29 protein-coding genes are annotated in these 26,239 nt (G+C 44.2%); 13 read left to right on the top strand and 16 right to left on the bottom strand.

Going from position 1 to position 26,239, the window contains the following annotated elements:
* The first annotated feature begins 7 nt into the window (after positions 1 to 7).
* Together DRW07_RS08495 and DRW07_RS08490 are read left to right on the top strand one after the other, a co-directional pair.
* Positions 8 to 886, top strand: a complete 879-nt coding sequence (locus DRW07_RS08495) for a 6-carboxytetrahydropterin synthase (RefSeq protein WP_124027444.1) — start codon at positions 8 to 10, stop codon at positions 884 to 886.
* Between the two features lie 44 nt (positions 887 to 930).
* Complete coding sequence (locus tag DRW07_RS08490; protein WP_338067756.1) at positions 931 to 1,746, top strand: M23 family metallopeptidase; 816 nt, start codon at positions 931 to 933, stop codon at positions 1,744 to 1,746.
* On the opposite strand, the gene DRW07_RS08485 is transcribed toward DRW07_RS08490, so the two are convergent.
* On the bottom strand, positions 1,710 to 3,458 hold the full coding sequence (locus DRW07_RS08485) for a M61 family metallopeptidase (RefSeq protein WP_124027442.1): 1,749 nt from the start codon (positions 3,456 to 3,458) through the stop codon (positions 1,710 to 1,712). The genes DRW07_RS08490 and DRW07_RS08485 overlap by 37 nt on opposite strands.
* Positions 3,459 to 3,589: 131 nt before the next feature.
* Between DRW07_RS08485 and DRW07_RS08480 the strand changes: the two genes are divergently transcribed.
* The 3 genes from DRW07_RS08480 (at position 3,590) to DRW07_RS08470 (ending at position 6,073) form a co-directional block, all read left to right on the top strand.
* A complete protein-coding gene (locus DRW07_RS08480) occupies positions 3,590 to 4,051 on the top strand; it encodes an Mpo1 family 2-hydroxy fatty acid dioxygenase (RefSeq protein WP_124027441.1) in 462 nt (153 codons plus the stop codon).
* Between the two features lie 113 nt (positions 4,052 to 4,164).
* Positions 4,165 to 5,250, top strand: coding sequence for a sensor histidine kinase (locus DRW07_RS08475; protein WP_124027440.1), 1,086 nt, complete (start codon positions 4,165 to 4,167; stop codon positions 5,248 to 5,250).
* Entirely contained in the window at positions 5,240 to 6,073 is an 834-nt protein-coding gene (locus tag DRW07_RS08470; protein ID WP_124027439.1) for a LytR/AlgR family response regulator transcription factor, read from the top strand. Before DRW07_RS08475 ends, DRW07_RS08470 begins: the two co-directional genes overlap by 11 nt.
* On the opposite strand, the gene DRW07_RS08465 is transcribed toward DRW07_RS08470, so the two are convergent.
* Both DRW07_RS08465 and DRW07_RS08460 read right to left on the bottom strand, forming a co-directional pair.
* Complete coding sequence (locus tag DRW07_RS08465; protein ID WP_124027438.1) at positions 6,070 to 6,456, bottom strand: hypothetical protein; 387 nt, start codon at positions 6,454 to 6,456, stop codon at positions 6,070 to 6,072. The genes DRW07_RS08470 and DRW07_RS08465 overlap by 4 nt on opposite strands.
* A gap of 115 nt (positions 6,457 to 6,571) precedes the next feature.
* Entirely contained in the window at positions 6,572 to 7,570 is a 999-nt protein-coding gene (locus DRW07_RS08460) for an ATP-dependent 6-phosphofructokinase (RefSeq protein ID WP_124027437.1), read from the bottom strand.
* Between the two features lie 91 nt (positions 7,571 to 7,661).
* Here DRW07_RS08460 and DRW07_RS08455 point away from each other — a divergent pair, with 91 nt between their 5' ends.
* Positions 7,662 to 8,513 carry a DUF6279 family lipoprotein gene (locus DRW07_RS08455; RefSeq protein ID WP_124027436.1) on the top strand — a complete coding sequence of 284 codons (852 nt, stop codon included), beginning with the start codon at positions 7,662 to 7,664 and terminating at the stop codon, positions 8,511 to 8,513.
* Positions 8,514 to 9,467, top strand: coding sequence for a DMT family transporter (locus DRW07_RS08450; protein WP_124027435.1), 954 nt, complete (start codon positions 8,514 to 8,516; stop codon positions 9,465 to 9,467).
* Here DRW07_RS08450 and DRW07_RS08445 read toward each other — a convergent pair.
* From DRW07_RS08445 to DRW07_RS08430, 4 genes are all read right to left on the bottom strand, one after another.
* Positions 9,464 to 9,898, bottom strand: coding sequence for a DoxX family protein (locus tag DRW07_RS08445; RefSeq protein ID WP_124027434.1), 435 nt, complete (start codon positions 9,896 to 9,898; stop codon positions 9,464 to 9,466). The genes DRW07_RS08450 and DRW07_RS08445 overlap by 4 nt on opposite strands.
* A 9-nt stretch (positions 9,899 to 9,907) precedes the next feature.
* Entirely contained in the window at positions 9,908 to 10,675 is a 768-nt protein-coding gene (locus DRW07_RS08440; protein ID WP_165870450.1) for an HvfC/BufC family peptide modification chaperone, read from the bottom strand.
* Complete coding sequence (locus tag DRW07_RS08435; protein WP_124027432.1) at positions 10,672 to 11,547, bottom strand: MbnB/TglH/ChrH family RiPP precursor modification enzyme; 876 nt, start codon at positions 11,545 to 11,547, stop codon at positions 10,672 to 10,674. The genes DRW07_RS08440 and DRW07_RS08435 overlap by 4 nt, the downstream gene beginning before the upstream one ends.
* A gap of 74 nt (positions 11,548 to 11,621) precedes the next feature.
* Positions 11,622 to 11,927 (bottom strand): BufA1 family periplasmic bufferin-type metallophore, encoded by a 306-nt coding sequence (locus DRW07_RS08430; protein ID WP_124027431.1) that lies wholly within the window; start codon positions 11,925 to 11,927, stop codon positions 11,622 to 11,624.
* Positions 11,928 to 12,340: 413 nt separating this feature from the next.
* On the opposite strand from DRW07_RS08430, the gene DRW07_RS08425 reads away from it, so the two are divergent.
* Positions 12,341 to 13,447 (top strand): TonB family protein, encoded by a 1,107-nt coding sequence (locus DRW07_RS08425; RefSeq protein ID WP_124027430.1) that lies wholly within the window; start codon positions 12,341 to 12,343, stop codon positions 13,445 to 13,447.
* 63 nt (positions 13,448 to 13,510) lie between these two features.
* Positions 13,511 to 14,404: a dienelactone hydrolase family protein gene (locus DRW07_RS08420; protein ID WP_124027429.1), complete on the top strand. Its 894-nt coding sequence runs from the start codon at positions 13,511 to 13,513 to the stop codon at positions 14,402 to 14,404.
* A gap of 27 nt (positions 14,405 to 14,431) precedes the next feature.
* Here the strand turns inward: DRW07_RS08420 and DRW07_RS08415 are convergent, their stop codons facing one another.
* The 3 genes from DRW07_RS08415 to DRW07_RS08405 all read right to left on the bottom strand — a co-directional run bounded on the left by DRW07_RS08415 (position 14,432) and on the right by DRW07_RS08405 (position 17,286).
* Positions 14,432 to 15,202 carry a substrate-binding periplasmic protein gene (locus tag DRW07_RS08415; protein WP_124027428.1) on the bottom strand — a complete coding sequence of 257 codons (771 nt, stop codon included), beginning with the start codon at positions 15,200 to 15,202 and terminating at the stop codon, positions 14,432 to 14,434.
* A gap of 135 nt (positions 15,203 to 15,337) precedes the next feature.
* Positions 15,338 to 15,625 carry a hypothetical protein gene (locus DRW07_RS08410; RefSeq protein ID WP_124027427.1) on the bottom strand — a complete coding sequence of 96 codons (288 nt, stop codon included), beginning with the start codon at positions 15,623 to 15,625 and terminating at the stop codon, positions 15,338 to 15,340.
* Between the two features lie 8 nt (positions 15,626 to 15,633).
* Positions 15,634 to 17,286 (bottom strand): response regulator, encoded by a 1,653-nt coding sequence (locus tag DRW07_RS08405; RefSeq protein ID WP_124027426.1) that lies wholly within the window; start codon positions 17,284 to 17,286, stop codon positions 15,634 to 15,636.
* A gap of 120 nt (positions 17,287 to 17,406) precedes the next feature.
* Here DRW07_RS08405 and DRW07_RS08400 point away from each other — a divergent pair, with 120 nt between their 5' ends.
* Genes DRW07_RS08400 through DRW07_RS08390 form a run of 3 tightly spaced genes read left to right on the top strand, consistent with a single transcriptional unit; the run spans position 17,407 to position 19,245 of the window.
* The gene (locus DRW07_RS08400; RefSeq protein WP_124027425.1) at positions 17,407 to 17,901 is read left to right on the top strand and encodes a VC2046/SO_2500 family protein; all 495 of its coding nucleotides are present in this window, start codon (positions 17,407 to 17,409) and stop codon (positions 17,899 to 17,901) included.
* 55 nt (positions 17,902 to 17,956) lie between these two features.
* A complete protein-coding gene (trhO, locus tag DRW07_RS08395) occupies positions 17,957 to 18,946 on the top strand; it encodes an oxygen-dependent tRNA uridine(34) hydroxylase TrhO (RefSeq protein ID WP_124027424.1) in 990 nt (329 codons plus the stop codon).
* A 56-nt stretch (positions 18,947 to 19,002) separates the two neighbouring features.
* Complete coding sequence (locus DRW07_RS08390; RefSeq protein WP_124027423.1) at positions 19,003 to 19,245, top strand: EF-hand domain-containing protein; 243 nt, start codon at positions 19,003 to 19,005, stop codon at positions 19,243 to 19,245.
* A 25-nt stretch (positions 19,246 to 19,270) separates the two neighbouring features.
* On the opposite strand, the gene DRW07_RS08385 is transcribed toward DRW07_RS08390, so the two are convergent.
* Positions 19,271 to 21,073 carry an acyl-CoA dehydrogenase family protein gene (locus DRW07_RS08385; RefSeq protein ID WP_124027422.1) on the bottom strand — a complete coding sequence of 601 codons (1,803 nt, stop codon included), beginning with the start codon at positions 21,071 to 21,073 and terminating at the stop codon, positions 19,271 to 19,273.
* A 161-nt stretch (positions 21,074 to 21,234) separates the two neighbouring features.
* The gene (locus DRW07_RS08380; protein ID WP_124027421.1) at positions 21,235 to 21,573 is read right to left on the bottom strand and encodes a deoxyguanosinetriphosphate triphosphohydrolase; all 339 of its coding nucleotides are present in this window, start codon (positions 21,571 to 21,573) and stop codon (positions 21,235 to 21,237) included.
* Positions 21,574 to 21,782: 209 nt separating this feature from the next.
* On the opposite strand from DRW07_RS08380, the gene DRW07_RS08375 reads away from it, so the two are divergent.
* Positions 21,783 to 22,559, top strand: a complete 777-nt coding sequence (locus tag DRW07_RS08375) for a substrate-binding periplasmic protein (protein WP_124027420.1) — start codon at positions 21,783 to 21,785, stop codon at positions 22,557 to 22,559.
* Here DRW07_RS08375 and DRW07_RS08370 read toward each other — a convergent pair.
* The 4 genes from DRW07_RS08370 to yfbR form a co-directional block, all read right to left on the bottom strand.
* A complete protein-coding gene (locus DRW07_RS08370; RefSeq protein ID WP_240630544.1) occupies positions 22,544 to 23,185 on the bottom strand; it encodes a protein-methionine-sulfoxide reductase heme-binding subunit MsrQ in 642 nt (213 codons plus the stop codon). The genes DRW07_RS08375 and DRW07_RS08370 overlap by 16 nt on opposite strands.
* 9 nt (positions 23,186 to 23,194) lie before the next feature.
* Positions 23,195 to 24,205 carry a protein-methionine-sulfoxide reductase catalytic subunit MsrP gene (gene msrP / locus DRW07_RS08365; RefSeq protein WP_124027419.1) on the bottom strand — a complete coding sequence of 337 codons (1,011 nt, stop codon included), beginning with the start codon at positions 24,203 to 24,205 and terminating at the stop codon, positions 23,195 to 23,197.
* Positions 24,206 to 24,281: 76 nt separating this feature from the next.
* Entirely contained in the window at positions 24,282 to 25,613 is a 1,332-nt protein-coding gene (locus DRW07_RS08360; RefSeq protein ID WP_124027418.1) for an anti-phage deoxyguanosine triphosphatase, read from the bottom strand.
* A 22-nt stretch (positions 25,614 to 25,635) separates the two neighbouring features.
* Positions 25,636 to 26,238, bottom strand: a complete 603-nt coding sequence (gene yfbR, locus DRW07_RS08355) for a 5'-deoxynucleotidase (RefSeq protein ID WP_124027417.1) — start codon at positions 26,236 to 26,238, stop codon at positions 25,636 to 25,638.
* Position 26,239: the final 1 nt, after the last annotated feature.

Raw genomic sequence — 26,239 nt, 5'->3', positions numbered from 1 at the left:
TACACATATGCAACTGTTTGTTAATGATTTAACGGTAATGGACTTTTCTTACCTGTGCTCTGAGCGAGGCATGGTTGGTGAAAGCTGGATTGTTGACGTTGTGCTAGATGGCGCACTTAATGAAGAAAGCATGATCCAGGATTTTTCAAAAGTTAAGAAAAATCTCAAACGACTGATTGATGACTATGTTGATCACAAACTGTTAGTCCCAGCAGATTATACTAAATGCACCATTAAAAGGGATGTAGACGACAGAGTAGAAGTGGTTTTTGAGACACAAAATAAAGGAACGATTGCACTATTCTGTCCCGATGATGCATATGCGTTTGTTTACGCAACTAGCGTGACTATGGCGTCGGTGGGTGAATATTTAAAAGAAATCATTGCTACCCATTTGCCAGATAATGTCGAAGGGATCCACCTCCACCTTCGTACAGAAACGATTTCAACGCCTTTTTATCACTATACCCATGGCCTGAAAAAGCACGACGGCAATTGTCAACGAATAGCGCATGGCCATCGTTCAAAGATAGATATCTATAAAAATGGTCAACGTAGTGAGGCATGTGAAGCATATTGGGCAACGCGATGGCAGGATATTTACATTGCGTCTGAAGACGACTCCGTTGCGGCCGACGAATTAACGATGACCTTCGATGTACCCGGCAGCGGCTACAGTGCATACGCCTATGAAGCCTCACAGGGGTGGTTTGAAATAGTGATGCCAAGTGCTTGTATCGAAGTGATAGCATCCGACTCCACAGTGGAATGTCTTGCGCAATATATTTATGACCAACAGAGAGTAATGTTCCCTGAAGACAACTTTTGTGTGGTTGCCTATGAAGGTGTTGGCAAGGGGGCTATCGTGGGGGCTGAAAACCGATGATAGGTCGGCGAGGGCTTTTTTGTTCATTGGTCACAATAGTCTTTGTGATACACACCCATGTCCAAGCACTCACATTAGACGGCGAATATCTGCAAGGTAGCCTGATCAGGGGGACGCTTGTTCCCGGAGCAACCCTTTTCTTAAATGATCAGCGTGTTGATGTTTCAGAACAAGGACATTTTGTTTTTGGTTTTTCCAGAGACGACAAGCTGACACATTTGCTTAAGTGGCAATTACCCGGTGAAAAAACTTGGTCAGAAAAAACGTTAAACATACAAAAAAGAGCCTATCGTATTCAGCGTATTGATGGGCTGGATCAAAATAAAGTCACGCCGCCCAGTGAGGTACTAGCGCGCATCCGCAACGATGCACAGCGCGTTAGGCGTGCACGTTCAGAAGTTTCTACTATGCGTGGTTTCACTGACTCGTTTATTTGGCCTTCAGACGGCGTAATAACCGGCGTTTATGGCAGTCAGAGAATACTCAATGGCAAGCCCAGTAGACCGCATTTTGGTATTGACCTGGCAGCAAGTACAGGCACTCCAGTAGTAGCACCAGCGTCGGGTGTCGTCACCTTAGCTGACCCTGATCTGTATTACTCTGGCGCAACATTAATTATTGACCATGGTTTAGGTGTCTTTTCTACCTTTTTACATTTAGATAGCTTTGCGGTTGGTGTCGGTGAAACGGTCAGTCAGGGGCAAAAGATAGGCGAGGTTGGGTCCAGTGGCAGATCCACCGGCCCTCATCTCGACTGGCGGATCAACTGGAAGTCGGTCAGGTTAGACCCCGCATTGCTTGTGCCTGAGCGTGATGGTCTTGACTATTCAGCTTCATCACGACCTAGCCAAGACAGATAACGTTCGCGGTTTTCTATGGTCAAAAAGGCCACTCTATGCTTACTGGGTTGCACTGGCATGTGCAGGTTTATCAGTCTTCCTTGGCGCGCTACTGAAAGGCTCAAGGACTCTGCTTCACTTTGTGTAAGTAGGCGTCTCCATAGGGTTTCGTTGGCTACCCAGCCGTCAACAGCAACTACGATATCACCTACCTGTAAACCTGCATGATCAGCTGCACTGTTTTCTTGTAGTTGGGTAACCTTACAACCCATTCCTGTATTTTCAGCGAGGGTGACCCCAAAGTCGTATTTTGGGTGCTGTTCGCTATTTACACCGCCTTTGTCGGCAGTATTCGAACGCGGTCTGAGGTTGAGTTTCAAGCCTATCTTGGGAAGAAGGCTGTCAAGATCAACATCTTCTGTGCCTTCAACCACGTTATCTAGGTAATCTCGTACTTCTACGTTAAGTGAATCACACGCGTTGAGGATAATATCGTCTTGGCTACCAGTCTCACTGCGCCCAGCCATATTCCATAAGGTTTGCATCAGTATATCCATAGACACCTTGTTATCCGAGCGCACGCGTAAAATGATGTCTAAGCCCAACGCGATAATCCCGCCTTTCGTATAGTAGCTGACGATATGATTATTTGAGTGTGCATCCTGTTGATAAAAGCGCGTCCAGGCCTCAAAGCTTGACGCTGCAACACTTTGTTTATGACGCCCCGGTGTATGCAATAAGCGCGTTATATGGCGACCGAGCACAGTGCAGTAGTGTTCTGGTGACATTTTTCCAGCACGTGCCACTGCCAGATCGTCATAAAAACTGGTAAACCCTTCATATATCCAAAGCTGAGGAGTATAGACTTCGCGACTGAGATCAGGTTGCAGCATAACGCTAGGACGTAAGCGTTTAACGTGCCAAGTATGAAAGAACTCATGACTGCACAAACTTAAAAAATCGATGTAATTGTCGGATATAGAGCGATTTTCCCCCTTCATGGGTAAATCGAATCTTGGGTACATCAATACTGTTGAATGGCGATGCTCAAGTCCACCGTAGCCTGTGTCCGCAAGTAAGGTTATAAAGAGGTAATTCTCAATAGGATAGGGGGCTCCAAACAATGTGAGGTGGTGCGCGCAGATGGGCGCCAAGTCCTGACAAATTGCATCAATATCCAAAGGGTGTGTACCCGAGAAAAGCAAAGTAATGTCGACACCCTTCACCGTAAACGATTTTACTTGGCCTTTTCCCCAATATACGGGATGGTCGATAAATTCATAGTAATCGGCACATACCTCTGGCATGGAAGAAAAGGTTTCCCAACCCATGGGCGCTGAATTCTCGTCTATCTGCATGGAGTAGGGCATATCAGGCTGGTCTTTTACTTGAAGAAAAGTACTGGTTCCATTAAAAAAGGCGTACTCATCACTAATAAAAGCGCCCCGCACTGAATAGTCGTTTGCCACTACCGTGTAATAAACAGTACAGGCTTTACCTTCCGTATTTATTTGCCAGGTTTGTTTGTCAAGTTTTTGCCATGTGAGAGGGGTATTGTCCTGAGACAGGGCCGTAAATTCACCGATATTTTTTGCGAAGTCGCGTATTTTATAGCTACCGGGGATCCAGCTTGGTAACGTGAGCGTGGTGGTTTCTCCGCAAGCCGGAATAGACATTGAAACATGTAACGTTTGCAAAGAAACTGAGGCGAGTGATACCTGATATGTGATCATAAGCGTAACTTTCTGTGTAGACTAATGGCGTAATGTAAAGAGATTTAAAAAAAGCGCAAGTGATGTAAAAAAGCGCTTTGTGTTTACATTCTATTTACAATACTATGGCGAAAATTGCGATTGGAAACGTTATGAGACAGATAGAAAAACTCCTTCAACAATACGGTGAAAGTCACCAAAACAAGACTAACGTTGTTATTCATGCCATCGCTGTTCCCAGCATATTTCTAGTCACACTCGGACTCATCTGGTCCATTCCTGTTCCAGCGTGGCTGGTTAAGTTTGATGTGACTTGGGCTCACATTGCTATCATACCCACACTGTATTATTACTTTCGTTTGTCTGGGCCCATAGGTGCAGCCATGACATTATTGTCTATCGCGTCATTTGCGTTCATTGCGTTATTAGCGTCTTATGGCGTGGTGGTTTGGCAGTTTTGTTTGGCGCTGTTTGTGGTGATGTGGGTGTTGCAGTTCATAGGGCATAAAATCGAAGGTAAAAAGCCTTCATTCTTTGAGGATTTGCGTTTCTTACTTGTGGGGCCTGCCTGGTGGTGGGTGCATTGGTTAAAGCGCATGAACATTTCCTATTGAGCAACCTGCAATCACTTTTATGCGATAAAGCGAGGTGCATGTACGGTAAACACGCATTATCTGCCCAAATTTGACGTTATACTGAACTCAACATAGTTAATTAGAGTTTGTCCGTGAGTCGTTGGTACAAATGGTTTGAAAGCAACGAAAGACTGTTTTGGGGTCTTCACACGCTAGGTTGGCTTGGTCTGGCAATTATTTATTATATTGGGTCGTTTCTAAACGACCCCCGTCCGATATTTCTGTTTATCGTTTTATTAAATTCATTAGCAGGCTGGGTGTTAACAGTACCTCTTCGCTATGTTTTTCAGCACAGTCGTCAGTATTCTTTGGTCAAGATGGCGCTAACCATTCTTGCTGCCACCTATGCTGTTTCGCTGTTGTGGGCGGTGGCCAGAAACTTCCACTATTGGGAGATCTACAAACATGGCTTTCGGCCTGAAGAACTGATTTACTATTTTCATGGCACAATCAATGCCTTTGTGATTATTGGTTGTTGGGCTGTGCTTTATTTTGGTATTAAAAACTACCAAATGCTTCAAAAAGAAAAACAAAATGCACTTACCGCAACTACCATGGCCCATCAGGCGCATTTAAAGATGTTGCGGTATCAGCTCAATCCCCATTTTTTGTTTAATACTTTGAATGCGATCTCTACATTAGTTTTGATGAAAGAGAATAAAACCGCAGAAAAAATGGTATCTCGTTTGAGCGATTTCTTGCGTTATTCACTGGATAATGACCCTATAAAAAAAGTGCCATTGGGTGAGGAAATAAAGGCGTTAAGGTTGTATCTTGAAATTGAAAAAGTGCGCTTTGACGACCGGTTGAATGTACAGTGGGACGTATCTGAAAAATGCGAACAAGCGCTCGTTCCGAGTTTGCTTTTGCAACCCATTATTGAAAATGCAATAAAGCATGCGATATCCAAAATGACCGGTGGTGGTGCAATAGAGATTTCAGCGAAAATCTTTGGTCACGACTTATTGTTAGATGTGGCCGATAATGGGCCGGGTGCTAAAATAAAGAACGGCCAGCTCAAGCGCGAGAATGGCGTGGGTTTAGTGAATATTAGAGAACGTCTGCACTCCTTGTATAATCGAAATTTTGCTTTCACCATTGAGCATAATCAGCCGCAAGGAGTTAGAGTGAGAATAAGAATTCCCTATGAAGTGAAGGAAAGGAACGATGCAGAATAATTCGGGAACAATCAAAGTTATTGTGGTTGATGATGAACCGCTTGCAAGAAAGGGGTTGCGATATCGTTTAGAAGAGCACAAAGATATTGAAATTATCACTGAGTGCTCTACCGGCCAAGAAGCCGTGCATGCCATTATGACGCATTTGCCCGATGTGGTTTTTCTCGATATTCAAATGCCTGAGCTAAACGGCTTTCAGGTAGTTGCGGAATTGAAAAAAACACTGACCACGCTACCTATTATTTTGTTTGTAACAGCCTATGATGCCTATGCGATAAAGGCATTTGAAATTCACGCCCTTGACTATTTACTCAAACCTGCTGATGACGAACGCATTGCTGAAGCATTAGACAGAGTGAGAGCGTCACTCAAACAGCAGAACCAGTCAGAGCAGTCTGATAAGCTCATTAATTTGGTTGCAGGGTATACAGGACAATCTGCCACTGACGTGCTAGAGAAGTTAGCCAACGACGAGCCCGTTGAATCTAGCCCTTATTCAGACACTATGGCTATTAAGGACGGCTCTGAGGTAACCCGTGTACCTGTAGACAGTATATTGTGGATTGATGCTGCCGGCGATTACATGTGTGTGCATGCTAAAGAGGGTATGCACATCATGCGAAAAACAATGAAAGAGCTCGAAAAAGAGCTTAATCCCAATGTTTTTGTTCGTGTTCACCGTTCAGCTATTGTTAATATTAACTTTGTGAAAAAAATGGTGAGTCATGTAAGCGGTGAATATCACCTCATACTGCAAAACGAGACCGAGTTAAAGGTATCGCGATCTCATCGGGATAAGGTTAAAGCTGCAATGCATAGTTAGGGTACGCTGTTATTATCAAAGGCCTGTGATGAAACCTTATTGATCATCGATAAGGCGGGCAACAATAAGAACATGCCTAAACTAACGATAAGCGATAGCATCACGGTCAGCCCCGCATGAGCCACTTGGGGTATAAATGTGCTGAATAAGTACGTGATCAAGTATCCGACAAAAGCAAATATCGACAGTAAGACAATAAGCCGCAATGTCCACGATGGGTGAGGCGGCTTTTTAGCGTGGGATAAAGGAGATGAATCGCGTTTCAAATGAAGTAAGTCTAAGCCAAAAATAAAGCCAATGCTTTCAGCGATAGATAGGGCCAGAACAATACCCAGTGCCACAGTGAATACACAATTAAGGTCAGAAAATAGAAACGCTACCATGCACAACACACTCCTTTGTCTTGATTAGTGATTTAACGGTTTTATCATTCTATTGATTTAATAGTAATGCAAAGCGGCGCAAACGCCAATCCTAGATGGGTAAAGCAAATATTGGTTACGCGTAACGATTGTTCAGTAATAGTTTCATTGTTTTGACTGTGCTAGCGGTCAGTGGTTTACTGGCGTCGCACACTTCGCTCAAAGGCGTTCTAACGAGTTCTCCTTTTTGCTCCCCAATCATAATGCAATTATCACCATCATAGGCAGCCTGAACCGCTTCACACCCTAATTTTGTGGCCAGTATTCGGTCTTGGGATACTGGTGAACCACCCCTTTGCACGTGGCCCAATATAACGGGTCTAATTTCAGAACCTGTACGTTGTGCCAATGACGAAGACAATGCGTCTAAACCGCCAGGCCACACATTTTCAGCCACAACGATGATAAAACTGTCATGTTCAACGTCTTTTCTGTGTTTGTGAAGTTGCAACTCTATCTCGTTCAGACTCTTGTCTTCAGATTCAAACAACTCTGGCAAGATAACGTAATCCGACGCTGATGCGATGGCGGCTTTTAATGCTAAAAAGCCGGCATGCCTGCCCATTACTTCTACAAGAAAGAGCCGTTCAAAAGCGTCAGCGGTGTCACGGACTTTATCGATTGACGTCACCGCAGTTTCGATAGCCGTGTAATAACCTATAGTGGCGTCAGTACCTGGAATGTCGTTATCTATCGTACCGGGCAATCCTATCACCTGGCCCGACCAATACTTAGACAAATGCGCGGCACCTCTAAAAGAACCGTCGCCGCCAATGACAATGAGGCAATCGATGGCCTTTTCATTTAGGTTAGCTGCCGCTGTTTTAGCACTTTGCTCAGATTTAAATTCAGGGCATCGACCACTGTGCAGTACAGTGCCACCTTGTTGAATCAGGTTGTGAACCGTTTTCGCATTAAGGTTTCTGCATGATTGTGACAGTAAGCCGTTGTAGCCATAGCGATAACCTATCACTTGGCCACCTTCTCTTTCGCAAGCCAAGACAACTGCACGGACGGCAGCATTCATGCCCGGTGCGTCACCGCCAGAGCTTAGTACAGCGAAATTTTTTGTCACAAATGAATCCTTGCTATGCAATTTTGTCGTAACCAATAATGATGATAAAGAAAGCCTATTCATGGCTCAAGCAAAATGCCGGGTTAAATTGATGTTTAAAAAAGTTTTTTGTCTGATTTTAGTGCTGACCCTAACGGGTTGTTCTACAAAATTCGCCTACAACAATTTTGATTGGTTGGTGTACTGGTATCTCGACGATTACATTGAGCTAAACGATGAGCAAGAAGCATTTTTTGATAGCAAGGTGGCCAAATGGATGACGTGGCACCGTCAGGAAGAGTTAGGTAAATACAAGGCACAATTGGAATCGATTAAGCACGATATAAAAAATGGTCATCTTGATGAGCAAACTATTGCCCGACATATGGAGCAAGGTACTGCGCACTTTGAACGTGTGCGTGAGAAAGTTACGCCTGCATTGGTGGAAATGGCTCTCGATATCAATGAAGAGCAAATTACGTACTTGTTCGCGTCACTGGAAAAAGAGAACGTAAAACAAGAAAAAAGAATGGCTAAACGCCGTAAAGGCGGACCTGAGAAACGACTCGAGAAACGCATTGAGAGTATTACAGACGAAATAGAGGACAATATTGGTAGGTTGAGCAGTGAGCAAAAGCGTATTGTTGAAAAATATGCGGCGCTGTTTATTGCAACGGGTGATGACTGGATAGCGTACCGACGCCTGATCCAAAACGAAGCCAGACAATTATTTGCCAACCGTGATTCGAATCCAGAATTTGCGCAGCAACTGACCACTATGATGCTTAATCCAGATAGCTATCGTTCACCGGAGTATGCTGTTAATAGAGACGCGAACCGTGCGCAGTCAATTGCGTTAATGGTAGAGTTGGGATCGACGTTGTCAGATAAACAAAAAAGCAAGCTCATTGAGGAAATAAACGATATTATCAGCGATCTTGATGATCTCATGGAAAAAACCTAGTTGAGCACACACCCAAATCAACCGGAAACGCTACAGACAAATCACTACGCAAAAGGGCTTATTCTCTCACTGACTACTGCAGTAATGTGGGGCGTGTTGCCCTTGTTTTTGATCCTGTGTTTGAAACAAATGGACAGTAGTACCATTACGTTTTACCGCTTTGTGTTTGCGGGGGTTGTTGTACTTTTTATTCTCATTGCGCAAAGACGGCTCAAGCCAGTTTTACACATGCCTATTAAATGGCGCTCAATGCTGTTTTTCACCACGTTTTTGTTGGTTCTAAACTACGTTACGAATGTGCTGGGGTTGGTTTATTTAAGTCCGGGTAGTGTGCAAATCCTGATGCAAATTGCGCCTTTTGCATTAATGGCTGGGGGTGTTTTTTTCTTTAAAGAATCACTGACCAAAACACAGAAGACCGGCATTGTTGTGCTGATCACTGGCCTGATGCTTTTCTTTCAACAACGGTTACCTGATATTCTTACCTCTGACAAAGAACAGCCCATCGGAATTGTTATTATTGCCTTTTCAGCGTTGGTATGGGCCAGTTATGCATTACTTCAAAAGAACTTGCTGAAACAGTATTCCGCCAATCAACTGAATGTGTTTTTGTACTTAGTAGGGGCATTGATGTTACTGCCTTTTAGTGAGCTGGGATCTGTTTCCGAGCTCAGTGTAGGCCTATTGTTGGCTTTGCTTTTTTGTTGTATCAACACGCTTGTTGCCTATGGCGCGTTTACTGAGGCCTTGCGTGTTTGGGATGCTTCACGGGTTAGCGCAGTATTATCAACAACTCCCTTGTTTACCTTTATATTCAGTGAAATTGCCGACGCTATCTGGCCGGCACTTTTCTATGTTCCCAACGTCAGTGCAATGGCTTATGTGGGCGCTGGGCTCGTTATGCTAGGCTCAATGATATGTGCACTTGGAAAGCGCACACCAAAAGCGGTTTAGTTGAGCTTCAGCTTTTTATCAACGCTTAAAAATCCGCCGCCCCAAGCAAACACTAAACCGGTTAATCCCGCCCAAATAAGATGAAGGTTAAAAGCAGCTTGGGGCATATCGACCAAACTTATTACCGCAACCCAGTTGATAATAAATAGCCCCGCGGCAGAGAAACGACTGAGTAGGCCTAGTGCAAAAAGCACGGGTAATAGCAGCTCTCCGCCTGTTGCCAAATAAGCCGCCGTCATATGATCCAGGAAGGGGACTTCATATTCATATTCAAACAGCATTAATGTTGAATCCCAGTCATTGAGTTTTGTCAGCCCAGATTTAAAAAATACCCAGGCGACATACACTCGCGCAGCCAGCAAGGCGGGTGATTGCAGGTAATCAACTAGAAGGGTTGTTGAGTTGTGAAAAGACCTGATTCGATTAAACATAAATAAACCTTATTTGGACTCAATATGGTTGATACCAATAATGCGTTTCTCTGCAATTGATTCACCCAACCAAGAGGAAAAATCAACCTTCATTTCTGTACACTTTTCAAAAAGTGTGGCGACATCTGTCTTACTAACGACCAACTGATGGAGTTGGGCTTCTTCCTCAGTCAAGGCCTTAATCAAAGGATTGAAATCAGTGCGGTATACAAGAAAATAGCGAAGCTGGGCACGGTCTCTGGCTTTTTGGATTTGTGCTTTCAGTGATTCTGACTCATCAAGCGGACGATGAACAAAATCATACAGATCGTTAAGTGGATAGTTCGAGGTAACCAGTGACTGTTTGTTAGCCAAATTGAGGCGTAAGGATTCCGGCGGAGCCTTTTCCAACAAAGATAATGACGCAGTGTCTAACAAAGGATCAACACTGCGTTGGCAACGAAATAACGCAGCATCCAATTTTGCACAGTCTACAACAAAATCCATAGTATCAAGCAGCTTCTGCTCATGAAGGGTGGCTTCAATTATGGCTGGAAGTTCGTCTAGTGCCCACTCACCCCAATCGTATTCGGTTTTGGGCGATTTGGCACAAGCGTAACGTACGATCAGCCTAAAATTATTTTCTCCGAGCAACGCTTTTACCGTAGGAAAGCTGACACTGAGTGCACGGTGAGCGTTTTCTATCCAGTTATTTCTGTATATGGCCGTTCCACCCTCTAGGGGAGGCTCAGACACAATGGCGGCCACTAATGCTTGCTGGTAGTCTGATTCACTCATATTAACACCTGCTGTTGAATCGATTTGGCATGTTGAGCAAGGCTCACTAGGGTTTCCCATGCCGGCAAGTTTTGATCCCACTCTATCAAGGTAGGGGCTGGCCCATAAGCTTCTATGACTGCTTGATACAAGGCCCAGCAGCTATCTGATACTGTCCTGGCGTGGTCGTCTATCATTAATTTTGCAGGTGCTGCCGGCGTGGTGCCAGCAAGGTGAATCTCTCCTATCATATCGGCTTTTATCGGCGCGATTTCATCAAGCGCCATGGTAATATCAAATGCTGGAAAAGGTTCCCCAGCCATAATAAAGCGGTTGTATTGATTCACTAGAATATTGTTCAGATCGAGTAATAGTTTGCAGCCTGTCTTTTCGCTTAAACGTGCTAAAAAGGCGAATTCGGATAATGAATTGCTTGGCTGCTCGATATAAATAGAGAGGTTTTCAATGAGTAAAGGACGCTGCAACGTTACCTGAGCTTTGTCCACGTGACGGGCCAGAATATCTAAGGATTCTGTATTATAGCGAAGCGGCAGAAGATCTCCTGTGTGTATTTGCTTTCCATGTACATAGGCGCGATTGAAGCATGCGTGGTCAGAGAGAAGCTCGGGTGAAAATTCATCGGCTAGTTGTTTTAATTGTTCCAAAACATGATCACTGGGGGCTGTTACCGAGCCTAATCCCAGTGACGTGGCATGAATACTCAAGGCATAGTGATGCCTAGCTTTATGCATAATGTCTTTTACTATTCCCCCTTGCATAAATAGGTTTTCGGCATGCACTTCTACAAAATCAATATCAGCAGGTGTGTCTATTGCATCATAATAGTGCTCATGACGAAGCCCTACGCCTACTGATTGTGGCGATAATGTCATACAGGTGATTTCCAGAGGGTAATAGGTGTAAACAGAGAAGAGCAGGGCGTTACTTTACAACGCCCTATTTACTGTTAAGCGTCTTTTTTCGCTTTTTTGGCTTTCATTTCAGCCACTTTCTTTTTCGCTGTTTTACGGTCAAAACCACCAAGCTCTTCACACAGTCCGGCGGTGACAAGTCGCCACTCACCCGGGTCGTTATCTACAGTGGACTGGCCGGCACAGCTATGTGTACCTTGAATGTTTCCACAATCATTCTGGCCTGCCAGAGAAACGCCGTAACACTTCTCTTTCTTGCCTTTGTCAGCCATAACAGGTGCGCTTGTGCCGATGGATACTGCGGTAGCCAATGCTGCGGTAATTGCGAGTGATTTTTTCATAGTTAAACTCCTGATGTAATACTATTCAACGCTTGTACTAATAGTGATCATTCGAAATGCACCGCATGATGAGCACATTCCAGTGTATTGTTATAAATGGGTTGCGTGCAAAAGACAAACTTACGCTACCTATTCATTGAATTCTTGGCGCTTTTAAACGGCCTTAATAGTTTTGCCGTAAACGCTACCTCCAAATACAGGACCGAAGGGTACAGCAAAAACTTTCAGTATATTTTTCGATTTCAAGTTAACAGCAATATCTACACACGTCATGAAGCCATGTCGGAAGAACAACACAGTTACACTGGAGTCAGAAAATAGTGTTGATGCTTATAATAGCAAGGCAGATGGATTTAAAACTCAATTGATCTTGTATATACTGTTCATACGGTAAGCAATTTCAAGGATGAATAATGAAACCTTTACTCTCTTTATATCTAGTACTCTTTTCTGCATTTGCGTTAGCGTCAAACGATTTCTCCAGTGTCTATCAGCGCTTTCAGGCCGCCCATACTAATGGTGATCACGCCACAGCCAGTGAGCTTGCAAAGCAAGCGTATCAGCTAGGTATTGAAAAATTTGGTGCAGACAGTGAAAACGCGTTGAACCTGCTATACAACCTGGGCAACGCTCGTCTTTTGAATAACCAGTATGAACAAGCACTTGAAAGCTATGATGCACTTCTAACCCCCTTTATCACGTTGCACGGCGAGCAGTCCCAGGAAGTTTATGAACTGCGTCTGCAACGGCTTAAAAGCATGAGTAAAATCAGTATCAGTAAAGGTAAGCCCTTAGAACGAGCGTACAGAAATGAAGGGCAAACACTTTTCAGGCTGGCTGAGGTGTTGTCTGAAAAAGAACCTGAGCAAGCACCTGAGTTATATTTTGGTGTTATTAATATCTTGTCCAGTAGTATAAAGTTACCCCTCAAACGAAATCGTGTTATCGCGTACGCTGAGACGACTGAATCTTTGCTCTTGGACAAGTTCGGGGAAAGTGACAACAGGACGTTAAAAACACAATTTTACTTGGGGCAGCTCTATTCAGGCAAAAAGGCACGTTTAGCCATTGATAAATTTGAATCACTGGTCGGCACTCTACGTGGCTCACTAGACTATACACATCCTTATGAGCTGGCAGCCCATGCGCAGCTTGTCTCTTTGTATGAAATGGAAGAGCAGTCTGAAAAAGCCACTGAACACTGTATGGCGATAGGCAGAATGACGCCATGGGATGATGACATTAAACCGGTTCCTCTCTACAGAGTGCACCCGCAATATCCCAAAAATACCCGAATGCGAGAAGGTATGGTGAAAATGGCGTTTGACATATCGCCCACGGGATTTGTCGAAAATATTCAGGTGTTGGATTCTGAGGGCGGAAAAGGTTTTGAAGATGAATCGATAGCCGCATTGAGTGAATGGCGATATGCACCCAAATTCGAAGATGGACAGGCAGTGACAGCAAAGGGACAAACAGTTCAGCTTGATTTTGTGCTAGAACGGCGGTCAGTTTATTGAACTAATAGAAAGCAACCCGCGTAAATGCAACTAACTAAATAGTAAATAACGCTGGTAATACACATGACTGATAACAGGCCTGAAATACCTCAAGAAGCATTTGACTGGTACGATGATTACGCCCACGGTGGCATGGACAGACGCACCTTCATGAAGAAGCTGACGGGCTTGGTTGCTCTCGGTTACTCAATGAGTGTGCTAACCGGTGCTTTATTGCCGAACTATGCTTTAGCAGAACAGGTATCGTTTAACGATAGTGATATTTACGCCACCTATGAGACATTTGATTCTCCTGACGGACACGAAAAAGGCAGGGGGTACTTGGTCAAACCCACCGCAGGAAACGGCCCTTTTCCTGTCGTATTAGTGGTCCATGAAAACAGAGGATTAAACCCTTACATTAAAGATGTTGCACGTCGTCTTGCAAAAGCTGGCTTTATGGCCTTTGCGCCTGATGCACTGTTTCCCGTTGGTGGTTATCCTGGAAATGATGATCAGGGTAGAGAGTTACAACGTGGTTTGGACCGCCAAAAAATCGAGCAGGATTTTTTGGCCGCCGCCCGCTTTTTGAAGGCTCACCCGCTGAGCAATGGAAAACTCGGTGCAGTTGGTTTTTGTTTTGGTGGCTACATAGTTAATTTCTTGGCGGCTGTGGACAGTGCGTTGCTGTCTGCGGGTGTACCCTTTTACGGGACGCCGGCGGCTAAATCTTTAAGGGCTAATATCACGGCGCCGCTGATGATCCAACTCGGAGAGTTAGATGAACGCGTGAACAAAACCTACCCTGAATACGAGCAAGACCTCAAAAAGGCGGGTGTTGACTATATAATTCATCGGTATGACAACGCAAAGCACGGGTTTCACAATGATTCAACAGCCCGTTATGACCAAGCAAACGCTGAACTTGCTTGGCAAAGAACGCTCGATTTTTTCTCACAGCATTTACAAACAGCGTAATTACGAGCGTTTCATGCTGAAGAACGCTTACAAGCGCCAACGCTTCATAATGTCGCTAAAAACGCCCTTGTCTTTAAGGTGTTTCAGGGCCGTCTGTATCTGTTGTACTGTTGCTTGCGATGTTGCGTTGCCGGTAGCCATTTCAAGATCAATGGTCAGCTCATCGATGTGCAGTAAGGGCTTGATTAGGTTTGGGTCAAGCTCTGCTTCAATAATCTCAAAAGGACTGGTTGACATGTTCATCAGCACGGCGTCTACACGCTCGCGATATAGCATTGACCAGAGCTGATCAATACCTACCAACAGCTCAAGGTTTTCGCCCTCGACAAAACCATTATCAAGCAAATATGCTGCTGAGCCGTAACCCCGAATGGTAGCAATTCGTAAAGATTTAGCTTGTTCGAGATTTTTCAAGGGAGGGTATTGCCGTTCCTTTAGCCCAATCAAGTAGGCATCAGTCTGACCTACTTTGCCTAACCATTGCAACTCGTGTTCTCGACTAGGGGTGCGCAAAGCAGTTAACAACACAATGTTTGGACGCTTTTTGGCTTCTACTACAGCTCTGGCCCAGGGAAGATGTGACAAAGAGGCTTCTCTGCCAATGGTATCAATCAATGCCATTGCTAAGTCGACCATAGCACCTTGTGGCTTTTTATTTTTATCAAGCCAGTAATAAGGCGCCACTAATTCTGAGTAAAATTCTATAGGGGGTTCATTACTTTGTGCCAACGCTTGGTTGCAGCCAACGACTAGTATTGTAAATGCGATAAAATAACGACAAAGTTCCTGGCGCACCATTACCTCTAGATATGATCTCTTGCTAGGAGAACTTATATCATCTGCCTGAATGGATGAAAAATCAACAATTCATGCCCACACTGTAGAGCATCGTTCGTGTTGTAAACCAGGTCGAACCACAATAGTGGCCCAATGTTATGGGTCTTTGCGTTTAGTCTCAACATTTCCAATTGGTGTATTGGAGCCTTTGCATATGGTGTCGTAATCGTCTCTGTAGTAACGTAAATTTTCGCATTCAGCTTCGAAGCGCTGTCTAGCAGTCAATGCCTGTTGCGGGTTTTTTGGGTTATTGATGACCTGAGACAGGCGCTTACATTCTTGCTCTTGCCGTTTTACTTCAAGAATATCCTCGCAAGGGGGGGTGGTAGAGCAAGCTGTTAACGCCGAGCATGATATTGCAAGTGTTGCATAGAAAGACCGCATGATAATTCCTAATCCAGTATGGCTTTTAATTCTTCACTAAGTGAATCGTATTTCTCCAAATGCTGACCCACCATTGGCATGCCATCTATTAACTTATAGACGCTTCGACACTCTGCGACCAGTTTGGCATCTACTTTATTGCTAGTTTTATTATTCATCATCTTCAGTAAACATTGTAACAGGTTGAGCGCAACCCCCGTGTTTACTGGTGCCAGCTTCTGTGCTTGCTGGAATGTTTCTTTGGCTTCAGAAAATTTTCCTTCCTGATAAAGTGAAATCCCTTTTTGGTTAAGGCTTTGGTATGCCTGGTGCACATCACTAACATCTTTGGTGGCATGGTCAACGGCGTACTGGCTGTTTGGGTCAAGCTTAGTTTGCTCAGATGACAAGCGATTGATAAGTTGTTGACCTTGTTCAAATTCACCAATTTGAAAAAGCGTATAGACACTGTCTGGCGCATAAACTGCGGGGAAAGTCTCGTAACTTTTGTCAATGATAAACTGGGATTGCGCCAAATTGCGTTTTGCCTCAATGAGCTTACCATCGATGGCATTTATACGCGCATGCACTAGCTCTTCGAAAATAGAAAAATCAAATTCATCCGTAAGTCGTCCCAGTGATTCATCAAATTTACTGCGCTGCATCGCTAGCAGTGCTTCTTGCTGGAAACGGTTTTTGCCTCGCTTATCTTCTGCAAATTGTGCCGCATCCAATAGACTGCGAATATAACTGCACCAGTGTGATGCAGATTGGTGAACAGAACGTTTAGACAGTTCCCAAATGGAAAAGCAGGTATCAGATGCCAATGGGTAATCACCGTGCTCCCTGGCTATTCTGCATGCGACATATTGACGTTGCAGACTGAACGGTGAGATTTTTAACGCCTGCTTTATGGTGTCCAGCGCCAGTTCTGCCTCTTGTTTGGCTGATAGCGATTCGGCTAGTACATCGTACGCCTCCACACAAAACTTGTTTTTTTTAATAAGTTGTTCTGCCAAGGTACCTGCATCGTCATACTGTTTAAGTGCAATCAGCGTTTTACCCATAGCAATTTGCGACCACAAGGACTGCTGTCCGCTCTCATCATTTTTTAATAGCTGCATGGCTTTTTCAGGCTGGTTATTTTTCCAATAAAGCTCGATTAGCAGCTGCAAGCAATGACGTTTGTATTGGCTTGGTTGGGACAATAAGGATTGAGCGGTTTCTATCGCTTGGCTTGTTTGGTCTTTGCTGACTGCAAAATAGACGGGTGCGAGAAATTGTCTCTTCAACCAGGCTCTTATCAATCGCGATTTAATTTGTGCTTGTGAAAAAGGCTTTACCAAAAAGTCATCAGGACGTCGTTCAATAGAGCCCATCACGATAGGCCTTGCGGTATCTGCACTAATTAAAAGAAAAATGGCGTTGGGCTTTAACCACTTTTTAGTACGTATCTCTTCGATGAGTTCAAAGCCATTTTTACGGTCGCTGCCGTAATGCAAATCCGCAATAACCATATCAAATTGGTTCTGTTTGCACAGTACCACGGCTTGTTCAGCGTGTTGTGCTGTTTTCACTGATGAGGCGCCTAGTCCATTAAGTAAGCCACGCAACAGCACAAGAAACGGGCGCTGGTCTTCCACGATAAGTACTTTTTTATCTGAAAATGTGAATCCCGACATAGTCCACGCTTGTAGTTCGGCTCAGTTCAATCTTGAGTTAAAAACGTTTATTTCTCAAGTCTCTATGGAAAATGTCGATAGTGAATATGATCCAGCTAACACTTGAAACGTGAAAACACTATGCAATCTTCGCCCACGCAACCGCATTCCGTCCTCAATGATTCTTTTGAATGGAATGGTGTATTGGCAGAAGCCGCGTCTAAAGGAGCGGATTTTTCCCTCTTGCTAGCAATGCACGTTTCACGACAAGAAACGGTAAGCTTTTCTAAGGAGCCGGTCGATACTGCAGACCAAACAGAAAAGCTGCTCGAATCACTCAATAGCTATCCGCCCATACCTATTTCGTCTTTACCTGTTCATGTAAGTCAGATTAAGCGACAAAGTGATTTACGCCAACGGGGCGATTTTGCTCAGGCATGGTTTGAGCAATGTGCACATCCAAACCCACTGCATTGTCAAAAAGATGGAAAAATCGATGATATCGTCATAGATAATTGTGCATGGGCAACACAACGGTACTTGAGAAAAGCCCAAGAAGTACCTACAGCACATACCGTTGAAGCAGACGCCACGCTGCTAGCAGACATTTTACCCTTTGCTGAGGCTATGCTATAGTCCGCGCCGCAATTTTTGCTCTGGTTTTACGTTCCAAATCGCAAAAGGTATAACTATGTCTAAAACTATCGTGTGCGCGATGTACAAGTTCGTTGCACTTGAAAACTACAAATCTATGCGTCAACCCCTGCTTCAGGTGATGCTTGACAATGAAATAAAAGGTACGCTGTTACTTGCCAGTGAAGGTATCAATGGCACTGTCTCTGGACCACGTGAAGGAATTGATAATCTGCTAGGCTACTTGAATGCGGATCCGCGCATTAATCCTATCTCATACAAGGAATCGCTTCACGACAATCCACCTTTTTACCGTACTAAGGTAAAACTTAAAAAAGAAATAGTGACAATGGGTGTAGAAGGGATCGATCCCAGAGAAACGGTGGGGACCTATGTTAAACCGTCTGAGTGGAATGCGCTAATTAGTGATCCAGACGTGACCGTGATAGACACGCGTAACGATTATGAAATTGAGATCGGGACATTTGAGCATGCTATCAACCCAAATACTAAGACGTTTCGTGAGTTTCCAGAATACGTTAAGAATGAGCTAGATCCTGCTAAAAATAAAAAGGTCGCTATGTTCTGTACAGGTGGGATCCGTTGTGAAAAATCTACTGCATACCTAAAAGAGCAGGGCTTTGAGGAAGTTTATCACTTAGAAGGTGGCATTCTTCAATATTTGGAAGATGTGCCAGAAGCGTCTTCGTTGTGGAAAGGCGACTGTTTTGTGTTTGACAATAGGGTTGCTGTCAATCACCAGCTTGAAAAGAGTCACTATGATCAGTGTTACGCTTGTCGCTTACCAATAACAGAAGACGATAAGAATAGTGAACACTATGAGCCAGGGGTGAGTTGTCCACATTGTTATGGCACACATAGTGAAGAACAGATTGCACGATTCAGAGAAAGGGAAAAGCAGGTGCAACTAGCAAGGGAGCGCAATGAAGCGCACGTTGGCAGTGAGGCTCATGAGTTGACGGTGCAACGCCGACAAGAAAAAGCCGAGGCGCAACGTTTGAGAGCGTTAGCTGCAAAAGATGCGTAGACACCTGAAAGTGGGAGAGGTACACTTCTCAAAAGTGTCGTAAAGAGGATTCTTGAGTGGATACTCAACTTTCAGATCAAAAAGTAGAAGAAATACGCAAAGACTTTACGTTTTTTGACAGAGATGGAAATGGCCAGATAGACCTGTCAGAGTTTGTGGAGATGCTCACAGTGTTATCTCCAAAAACGAAAGTCAGCGTTGTTGAAGAAGGCTTTAGGCTTATCGATACCAACGACGATGGATACATCGACTTTGAGGAATTCCTAGAGTGGTGGCAGGAATGTTGGTGGGAATACTAAAAAAGAGGCGCTGAGCCTCTTTTTTTTATAGCCAGCCTTCTCGCGTCTCTACACACGTAGCATCATCTTCCATGAGCACGCTGATGTCTCTGTCGATAAGCGGCAACTCCCAATTAATAAAATATTTTGCGGCCTGTAACTTGCCCAAATAGAAGTTTGTCTTCTCTTCGGAGTGTTGGCCTGCCAATAATTTTTCAGCGATTGCAGCTTGTCTTAACCACATCCAACTAACAACAATTCCGGCCATTACATTCATCACTGCTTGTGCGTTTCCACTGAGGGTCATCGCGCTAGCTGACTGCATGCTCTTAGCCATGTGCTCCAATAAAACGCGAAGTTTTTCAAGGTAAGGTGTGAGCTTTGTGACCAGCACTGCGGCTTTTGGCGTGTCTACTTTTGCTAAGTCATTAATCAATTCGCGTTGCAGTACGCTTAGTCCTTTGCCATTGTCTTGCCATAACTTTCTGAAGGTTAAATCGAGGGCCTGAATACCATTAGTACCTTCATGTATGGGATTCAGCCGGTTATCTCGCCAGAATTGCTCTGCCATGTACTCGCGCATATAGCCAGCACCACCTAAAACTTGTATCGCTATATCATTTGCCTTAACGCCGTATTCAGAAGGCCAGGCTTTTACGATAGGAGTCAGTAAATCGAGTAACTCTGCGAGGTCTTTTTGCTCATCGCTATCAGATGCAATTCTTTTTCTGTCTATAAGATTTGCCCCGTACAAACACAGCGCAATGCCTCCCTCTGAATAGGCTTTTTGCGCTAATAGCATGCGTTTTACGTCGCCGTGATTTACGATGGGAGTAGGGGGATCATTAGGTTTATCATGAGGAGCAATACGACCTTGTGTTCTCTCCTGCGCATAGGACAGGGAGTAACGATAACCACGATAGCCAATCATAGCGGCACCGTAACCTACTGCAATTCTGGCTTCGTTCATCATCATAAACATATACTTTAGGCCGCAATGTGGCTCTCCAACTAGGTAACCATGACAATCGTTATTTTCACCGAATGAAAGTGCTGTAGAGGTTGTTCCCCGATACCCTAATTTATGTAACAAACCGGCTAACGCCACATCATTGCTATCCCCAACAGAACCGTCTTTATTGAGCCGAAACTTTGGCACCAAAAACAATGAAATTCCTTTTACACCGGCAGGACCTCCTGGAATTTTTGCCAATACAAGATGCACGATATTGTCAGCAAGTTCATGATCCCCTGCTGATATATAGATTTTATTACCCTTTATTCGATAACTTCCATCGTCCTGCTTGGTGGCCGTGGTGCGAATGTCTGCTAGGGAAGAACCTGCATGAGGCTCTGTTAATGCCATTGTCCCTGTGTATTGACCACTGAGCATTTTTGGTAAAAAGGCGCGTTTAATACCGTCATCTGCAAAATGGGAGAGCAGGTTTGCTGCCGCTGAAGTTAAAAATGGATAAGCCATTGATGATGGGTTGGCAGCCATAAAGTAACTGGATAAGGCTATGTTTACTGTCTCAGGCAGCTGCATGCCGCCTTCTTCAAAAGGGTATCTAGCGGCTATAAATCCAGCTTCGCGATAGGCATCAAAAGCCGCTTTCACTTCCTGCATCATGGTGATTCTTTTGCCATCAAAGGTAGGCTCATTTTGATCAGCAACATGATTGTGTGGAAGGAACAACTGAGTGGCCATTTTTTCGGCCGTATCCATGACCGCATCGAAGGTTTCTTTGCTATGTTCCGAAAAGTCTTGATGCTGGCAGAGCTGTTCAACGGCCAAAACGTCATACAATTGAAAAGGCATTTCAAATTGATTAATAAGAGGGGACGACATACGTTCACCTAATTTCAAGGTAGTTGTGTGTCATTATACTAGTGCAAATGCCTGTTCAGGATTATTGTCATTATTGACATATAATGGGCTAAAACAGACAAAAAAGGCTAGGTAGCCATTATTTATTTACTACCTAACCTGGTTGGGCAACATAGATTCCGCTACCAAGGGCCTTTTACAACCTTCGTCTCTGACGGTTGAACAACAGAAAGACTAAACAAGCTAACATTGTGTCTGTGGCACAACTTTTCTATTTTACTGTGTTCACTGTCTTTTAGGTGCAAGTTTTCAACATAAATAGAATTGCACTTACCGCTGGTAATAAGTTTAGAAATCCATTGAGGTACTTTTTCTTCGTTGGGTTTCTGAATGCGAATGCCATAATCAATGTCTTTATTAAAAGCCACAGAGTCTGCAATAAGGTACGACCATCGTTTTTGATTCTCGACACCTTGGGCTGAGCACGTTACAGGCAATTGAAGCACATTGGTAGATGTCATACTGACCTCGCTATGTATTTATGTACAGTGTATGGGTATACAGTAGTACTGTATAAAAAAACATGCAAGTGGTTTTGTTGATTATTTACACATTTTTTTTCTGCTGACGTAAAACTTTCAAGGGACAATCAATTAAACGTTTTTTTGCGTTATGCTGTATAAACAAGGGTGGTTCTGGTTGATTAGGGCCCTTAGGCAGTAGGTAGTAGATGATTATGACATTCCTGAAGTGGACAAGACTGCGTTGTATTTTGCTGAGCAAAGTTGCACTCACAATATTTTGCTTTTCTTCACAGTCTATTGCAGAAACTGATCACAAATGGCTTGCTGTCACTGAGAATTTTCCGCCCTATAGTTACATGGAAAAAGGCAGGGCGGTGGGTTATTCCACCGAATTAGTAGAAAGTTTGGCGAAATCTGCAAACTTAGCGTTAACGATTGAACTTTTGCCATGGTCACGTGCAATGCGCAAGGCGCAATCTCAGCCAAATGTGCTTATTTTTTCAATGTTGCGAACGTCAGACAGAGAAGATAAATATCATTGGATTGGTGCTATTGATGACATGTCTATATATGTGTGGGAACTTAAGGAACCACAGTTAGACACACATAAAGACACTCTTGCGTATGCTGTGAGTAGCTCATTGGACCGGACAAACGTAAAAATGCTGGAAACTAGTCTCGGTGTACATCGAAACAGTGTTATTACCGTAGAAACCACTGAACAGCTTCTGGGTATGCTGGTAAAGCAACGCGTACACAGAATTGTTATGGCCGAAAATATTTGGAAAAGAGCCCAAAAGACGCTTGATCCGTTACTTGCTGAACGTATGCAACGTGTTGCATTGTTGGCCACCAGAGAACTCTACGTTGCGGCCAGTATACAAACCTCTTTAGAGGAAGTTGAGAGGTTAAAAGCAATTTTTGCCAACATTAATCGCTCTCAACAAACCATAGCCTTGCGGGAAAGTTACCGCTTGTATTGACGCCGTATCCGCCGTCTTTTGAGCCGTTCATAGCCCCGGTAACTCAGCAGAATGATACCTGCAAGCCAATAAATGAGGGGGTCTTGCAACACCGTTTTCACTGACCAGCTGAAGTGCAATAAAGCCAGTATCAAAGCCACATAGACACCATTATGTAACGTTTGCCATGTGGCACCCATACGTCGTTTTACTCGGTGTGGCGAGGTGGCAGCGAGTGCAAAAAGAATGAGAAAAGCACACAATCCCACAGTGATGTATGGCCGCTTAATGATATCCTCAATTACCACAAGAAGGTCAAATTGCAACTCAAATGCAATATAAGTTGCTATGTGTGTGACCGACATGAAAAAGGCGTATAACCCTAATAACCGTCTGAATTTCATTAAATCTGCGCAAGGTATCCATTTAGCGGCGGGGGATATGGATAACGACACTAAAAGTAGCAATAAAGATGCAATACCTGTGTCGTGAAGTAATGCTTTAACAGGATCTGCGCCTAATTTATCCTGAACTGCCAAAGTAAACAGGGTACTGATGTAAGTCAGAATGCCAAAGTGCAGAACTGCTTTGATGCTACGCCGCTGAAACGCAGATAAGCGCAGAGGCTTGCTAAAAAGTCGAATCACAAAATACTCTTAATAAAACCGTGATAAATCCATATTCTTGTAAAGAGAGGCGACTTCTGTATAACCATTAAACATTTGTGTTGCGATGCGCTCCTGATTAAACAAACCACCCGATGTAATTCTCCTCTCACTTGCCTGACTCCATCTGGGGTGATCAACGTTTGGATTGACATTGGCATAAAATCCGTACTCTTGGGGCGCCAGAATATTCCAGGTAGTGGGCGGCTGTTTGTCCGTTAAGCGTATTCTTACCAGAGACTTAATGCTTTTAAAGCCATACTTCCACGGCGTTACTAATCGAATAGGTGCGCCATTCTGGTTGGGCAGTGTTTTTCCGTATAATCCAACTGCCATGAGCGTAAGAGGGTGCATGGCTTCATCCATCCTCAGGCCCTCAACATAAGGGTAATCAATTCCTCCGCCAACAAAACGATTTTTGAGACCTCGCATTTCTGAACGCCTTGCCAGCGTTTCGAAGGCAACGTATTTTGCACTGGACAGCGGCTTCGCTAAGGACAGCAACTTGTTTAATTCAAAGCCGACCCACGGGATGACCATCGACCAAGCTTCTACGCAACGAAGGCGATATATTCGTTCCTCTAGAGGAAACCGCTTGTGCAGGTCGTCATATTTCAACGTAATAGGGTTTTCAACTAGGCCATCAATTTTGAGGGACCAGGGATCTACTGTCATCGCATGCGCGTGCTGGACTGGGTCACTTTTGTCAGTGCCAAACTCATAAAAGTTGTTGTAAGAAGTGACTTTTTCAAACGGTGTTAGTGTGTCTTTTGTTGGCGTCGCGGCATCGTATGTTAGCGCTTCTAATGTTTTGTCTATCTTCGGTTTTTCTTTAAACCAGTCAAATAATTGGGCATGTGCGCCTGTGGATTGACCCAACAGTGCCCCTGCACCTACAAAACCCAACTTTTTAAGCAGTGCTCTGCGGTCGTTGAATACAGATTCATCAGTTACATCGTTTTCGGTTAACTTTACACTGGGTTTAAAAGTTTTGCGGGCCATCGCTCCTGTCCTAGTTCAACAACTTAATAGACATATACGCAATAAGACCCGTATAGGTGCGATTAAATTTCCACTTTTACAGGCTTAGGGTGTCATGCGTGCCACCGCGCTTAGGTATAAACATGTTGGTGTAGAGCCGCGAGGCAAATTCATCTGTCATACCCGAAATATAATCGGCAATCACACGAGGACCATTACCCTGTTTCATCGCTGTATGCCACCGGTTTCGTGTGTTGAGAGGCAATAGCCGTTCCGGATCAGAGTTAAACGACTCGAACAGCTCCATGACCACCTGTTGGCCTTTATATTCAAGTAGCTGAATCTCTGGCTTTCTTATCACGTGCTGATATACAAAGCGTTTAAATACGTCTAAGGCTGCCTGAAAGGGAGAGGGAAACGCCGCGTTGTAGCGAAGTAAGCTGTGTTCAAAGCGGTCGTCTTCTTCGATGTGGATGGCAGTAATGAAACAATTTACCAAAGCTCCAATGGTATTTTTACGAATGTGATGCTCGTGGCTAAACAGCTTTTCAGGTATGCGCTGAATGTGTTCAGAAAGCCAAGGGACATTAAGATTTTGTATTGATTCAACAACGGCCTCTTCAAACGCACTTTGTTTAACCATGCCCATTACGATAGCGTCTTCTAAGTCGTGGATCCCATAAGCAATATCGTCAGCCAATTCCATGATGCTGCAATCAAACGACTTACTGCGTGTTTTTGCATGACCTTGTGCTTTCTCTTCAATACACATAAAGCTGTCTTTGTCGCTACTGGACAAGGGGGCTAAAAGCCAGTCAAACATTGCTTCATCGCACCGATATAACCCTTTGGGTGGGTGCCAGTTTGATGCCCTGACTTGCCGCAATGAATGATCAGCTTCCTCAGTGATTGTGTGTCGATTCAGGGTATCAATAAAATTCGGATATTTGATGAGACCCAACACGCTGCGGCGAGCTAAGTTCATACCATTTTGCGCAGTGTAGGGCTCCAGCTTAGTGACGATACGAAAGGTCTGTGCATTGCCCTCAAATCCGCCGTAATGACGCATCATATAATGCAGCGCAATTTCTCCGCCATGACCAAAGGGAGGGTGACCAATATCGTGAGCCAGACATAAGGTTTCAATTAAATGCTCGTCAACGTCGAGTTCAGCTGTTTTAGCGGGATGCTTCTGCATAAGCTGAGCCGTAATACCAGTACCGATTTGCGCTGCCTCTAATGAGTGGGTAAGTCGCGTTCTGTAAAAGTCACTTAATCCAACGCCGAGAACCTGTGTTTTAGCCTGCAGACGACGAAACGCGGCGGAGTGTAATACGCGGGCCTTGTCTCTTTGATAGGGTGAGCGGTGGTCGCCGTCGCGACTTTCTGCCCGGGGAAGGTGGCGCTCATGCCATGGATTTGTTTGCATACCGGTTACCCACCTCTATTGTTTATATGTCTTGTTCAGATAACTCATCAACGCTGACCAGACAGTTGTCAGCAAAAACATTCATAAAATAATTTACCTCCGGCATATCACGTTCAAATTCAGCGAGCATAAGGGTGAGACGCTCTTTTACTTTCGTAAATTCAGTATTACCAAACCTGATTTCATCACAGGCTTTGAGATAGGCCGAAATGATATCTGCAGCTTTTACGATACGCTTATACTCAGGGGCCACATCATCCTGAACAATAAGATCCGAAAACGCGCCCTGCAATGCTGCTGGAAGCGAAGCTAGGCACTCCTGTTCAGATATTTTCTCGAGCTTTTTAAATTCACGTGTTAGTTCCGGGTTGTGGTACTTAGTCACATGATTAATATCCTGCAGTTTTGACTCAGATATTTCGTGATAAATTGCTACCGTCGCTGCCTTTTCGGGGCTTAAACTTCCACCAAACATGTCCCGCTTTATTACAGTAAGTAGATGTGCAATAACCGCTACCTGATGACTGTGCTCTGCAATGTTTTCCCTTTTAACCGTATGCATTAATGCCCAGCGCTTGATCAACGGCATACGCATGATCCAAGCTAAAAACGTGCTTTGCTTCATA

The organism is Paralteromonas sediminis (genome assembly GCF_003820355.1).
Classification (GTDB): Bacteria; Pseudomonadota; Gammaproteobacteria; order Enterobacterales; family Alteromonadaceae; genus Alteromonas_F; species Alteromonas_F sediminis.
This window is presented reverse-complemented; position numbering and strand designations above follow the sequence as displayed.

Excerpts from the sequence above, each read along its gene's own strand:
- trhO (WP_124027424.1), top strand. The coding sequence starts at position 17,957 with ATGTCTAAAACTATCGTGTGCGCGATGTACAAGTTCGTTGCACTTGAA.
- DRW07_RS08470 (WP_124027439.1), top strand. The coding sequence starts at position 5,240 with ATGCAGAATAATTCGGGAACAATCAAAGTTATTGTGGTTGATGATGAA.
- DRW07_RS08360 (WP_124027418.1), bottom strand. The coding sequence starts at position 25,613 with ATGCAAACAAATCCATGGCATGAGCGCCACCTTCCCCGGGCAGAAAGT.
- DRW07_RS08385 (WP_124027422.1), bottom strand. The coding sequence starts at position 21,073 with ATGTCGTCCCCTCTTATTAATCAATTTGAAATGCCTTTTCAATTGTAT.
- DRW07_RS08465 (WP_124027438.1), bottom strand. The coding sequence starts at position 6,456 with ATGGTAGCGTTTCTATTTTCTGACCTTAATTGTGTATTCACTGTGGCA.
- DRW07_RS08375 (WP_124027420.1), top strand. The coding sequence starts at position 21,783 with ATGATTATGACATTCCTGAAGTGGACAAGACTGCGTTGTATTTTGCTG.
- DRW07_RS08440 (WP_165870450.1), bottom strand. The coding sequence starts at position 10,675 with ATGAGTGAATCAGACTACCAGCAAGCATTAGTGGCCGCCATTGTGTCT.
- yfbR (WP_124027417.1), bottom strand. The coding sequence starts at position 26,238 with ATGAAGCAAAGCACGTTTTTAGCTTGGATCATGCGTATGCCGTTGATC.
- DRW07_RS08425 (WP_124027430.1), top strand. The coding sequence starts at position 12,341 with ATGAAACCTTTACTCTCTTTATATCTAGTACTCTTTTCTGCATTTGCG.
- DRW07_RS08420 (WP_124027429.1), top strand. The coding sequence starts at position 13,511 with ATGACTGATAACAGGCCTGAAATACCTCAAGAAGCATTTGACTGGTAC.
- msrP (WP_124027419.1), bottom strand. The coding sequence starts at position 24,205 with ATGGCCCGCAAAACTTTTAAACCCAGTGTAAAGTTAACCGAAAACGAT.
- DRW07_RS08455 (WP_124027436.1), top strand. The coding sequence starts at position 7,662 with ATGTTTAAAAAAGTTTTTTGTCTGATTTTAGTGCTGACCCTAACGGGT.
- DRW07_RS08435 (WP_124027432.1), bottom strand. The coding sequence starts at position 11,547 with ATGACATTATCGCCACAATCAGTAGGCGTAGGGCTTCGTCATGAGCAC.
- DRW07_RS08405 (WP_124027426.1), bottom strand. The coding sequence starts at position 17,286 with ATGTCGGGATTCACATTTTCAGATAAAAAAGTACTTATCGTGGAAGAC.
- DRW07_RS08380 (WP_124027421.1), bottom strand. The coding sequence starts at position 21,573 with ATGACATCTACCAATGTGCTTCAATTGCCTGTAACGTGCTCAGCCCAA.
- DRW07_RS08400 (WP_124027425.1), top strand. The coding sequence starts at position 17,407 with ATGCAATCTTCGCCCACGCAACCGCATTCCGTCCTCAATGATTCTTTT.
- DRW07_RS08445 (WP_124027434.1), bottom strand. The coding sequence starts at position 9,898 with ATGTTTAATCGAATCAGGTCTTTTCACAACTCAACAACCCTTCTAGTT.
- DRW07_RS08495 (WP_124027444.1), top strand. The coding sequence starts at position 8 with ATGCAACTGTTTGTTAATGATTTAACGGTAATGGACTTTTCTTACCTG.
- DRW07_RS08485 (WP_124027442.1), bottom strand. The coding sequence starts at position 3,458 with ATGATCACATATCAGGTATCACTCGCCTCAGTTTCTTTGCAAACGTTA.
- DRW07_RS08480 (WP_124027441.1), top strand. The coding sequence starts at position 3,590 with ATGAGACAGATAGAAAAACTCCTTCAACAATACGGTGAAAGTCACCAA.
- DRW07_RS08415 (WP_124027428.1), bottom strand. The coding sequence starts at position 15,202 with ATGGTGCGCCAGGAACTTTGTCGTTATTTTATCGCATTTACAATACTA.
- DRW07_RS08410 (WP_124027427.1), bottom strand. The coding sequence starts at position 15,625 with ATGCGGTCTTTCTATGCAACACTTGCAATATCATGCTCGGCGTTAACA.
- DRW07_RS08430 (WP_124027431.1), bottom strand. The coding sequence starts at position 11,927 with ATGAAAAAATCACTCGCAATTACCGCAGCATTGGCTACCGCAGTATCC.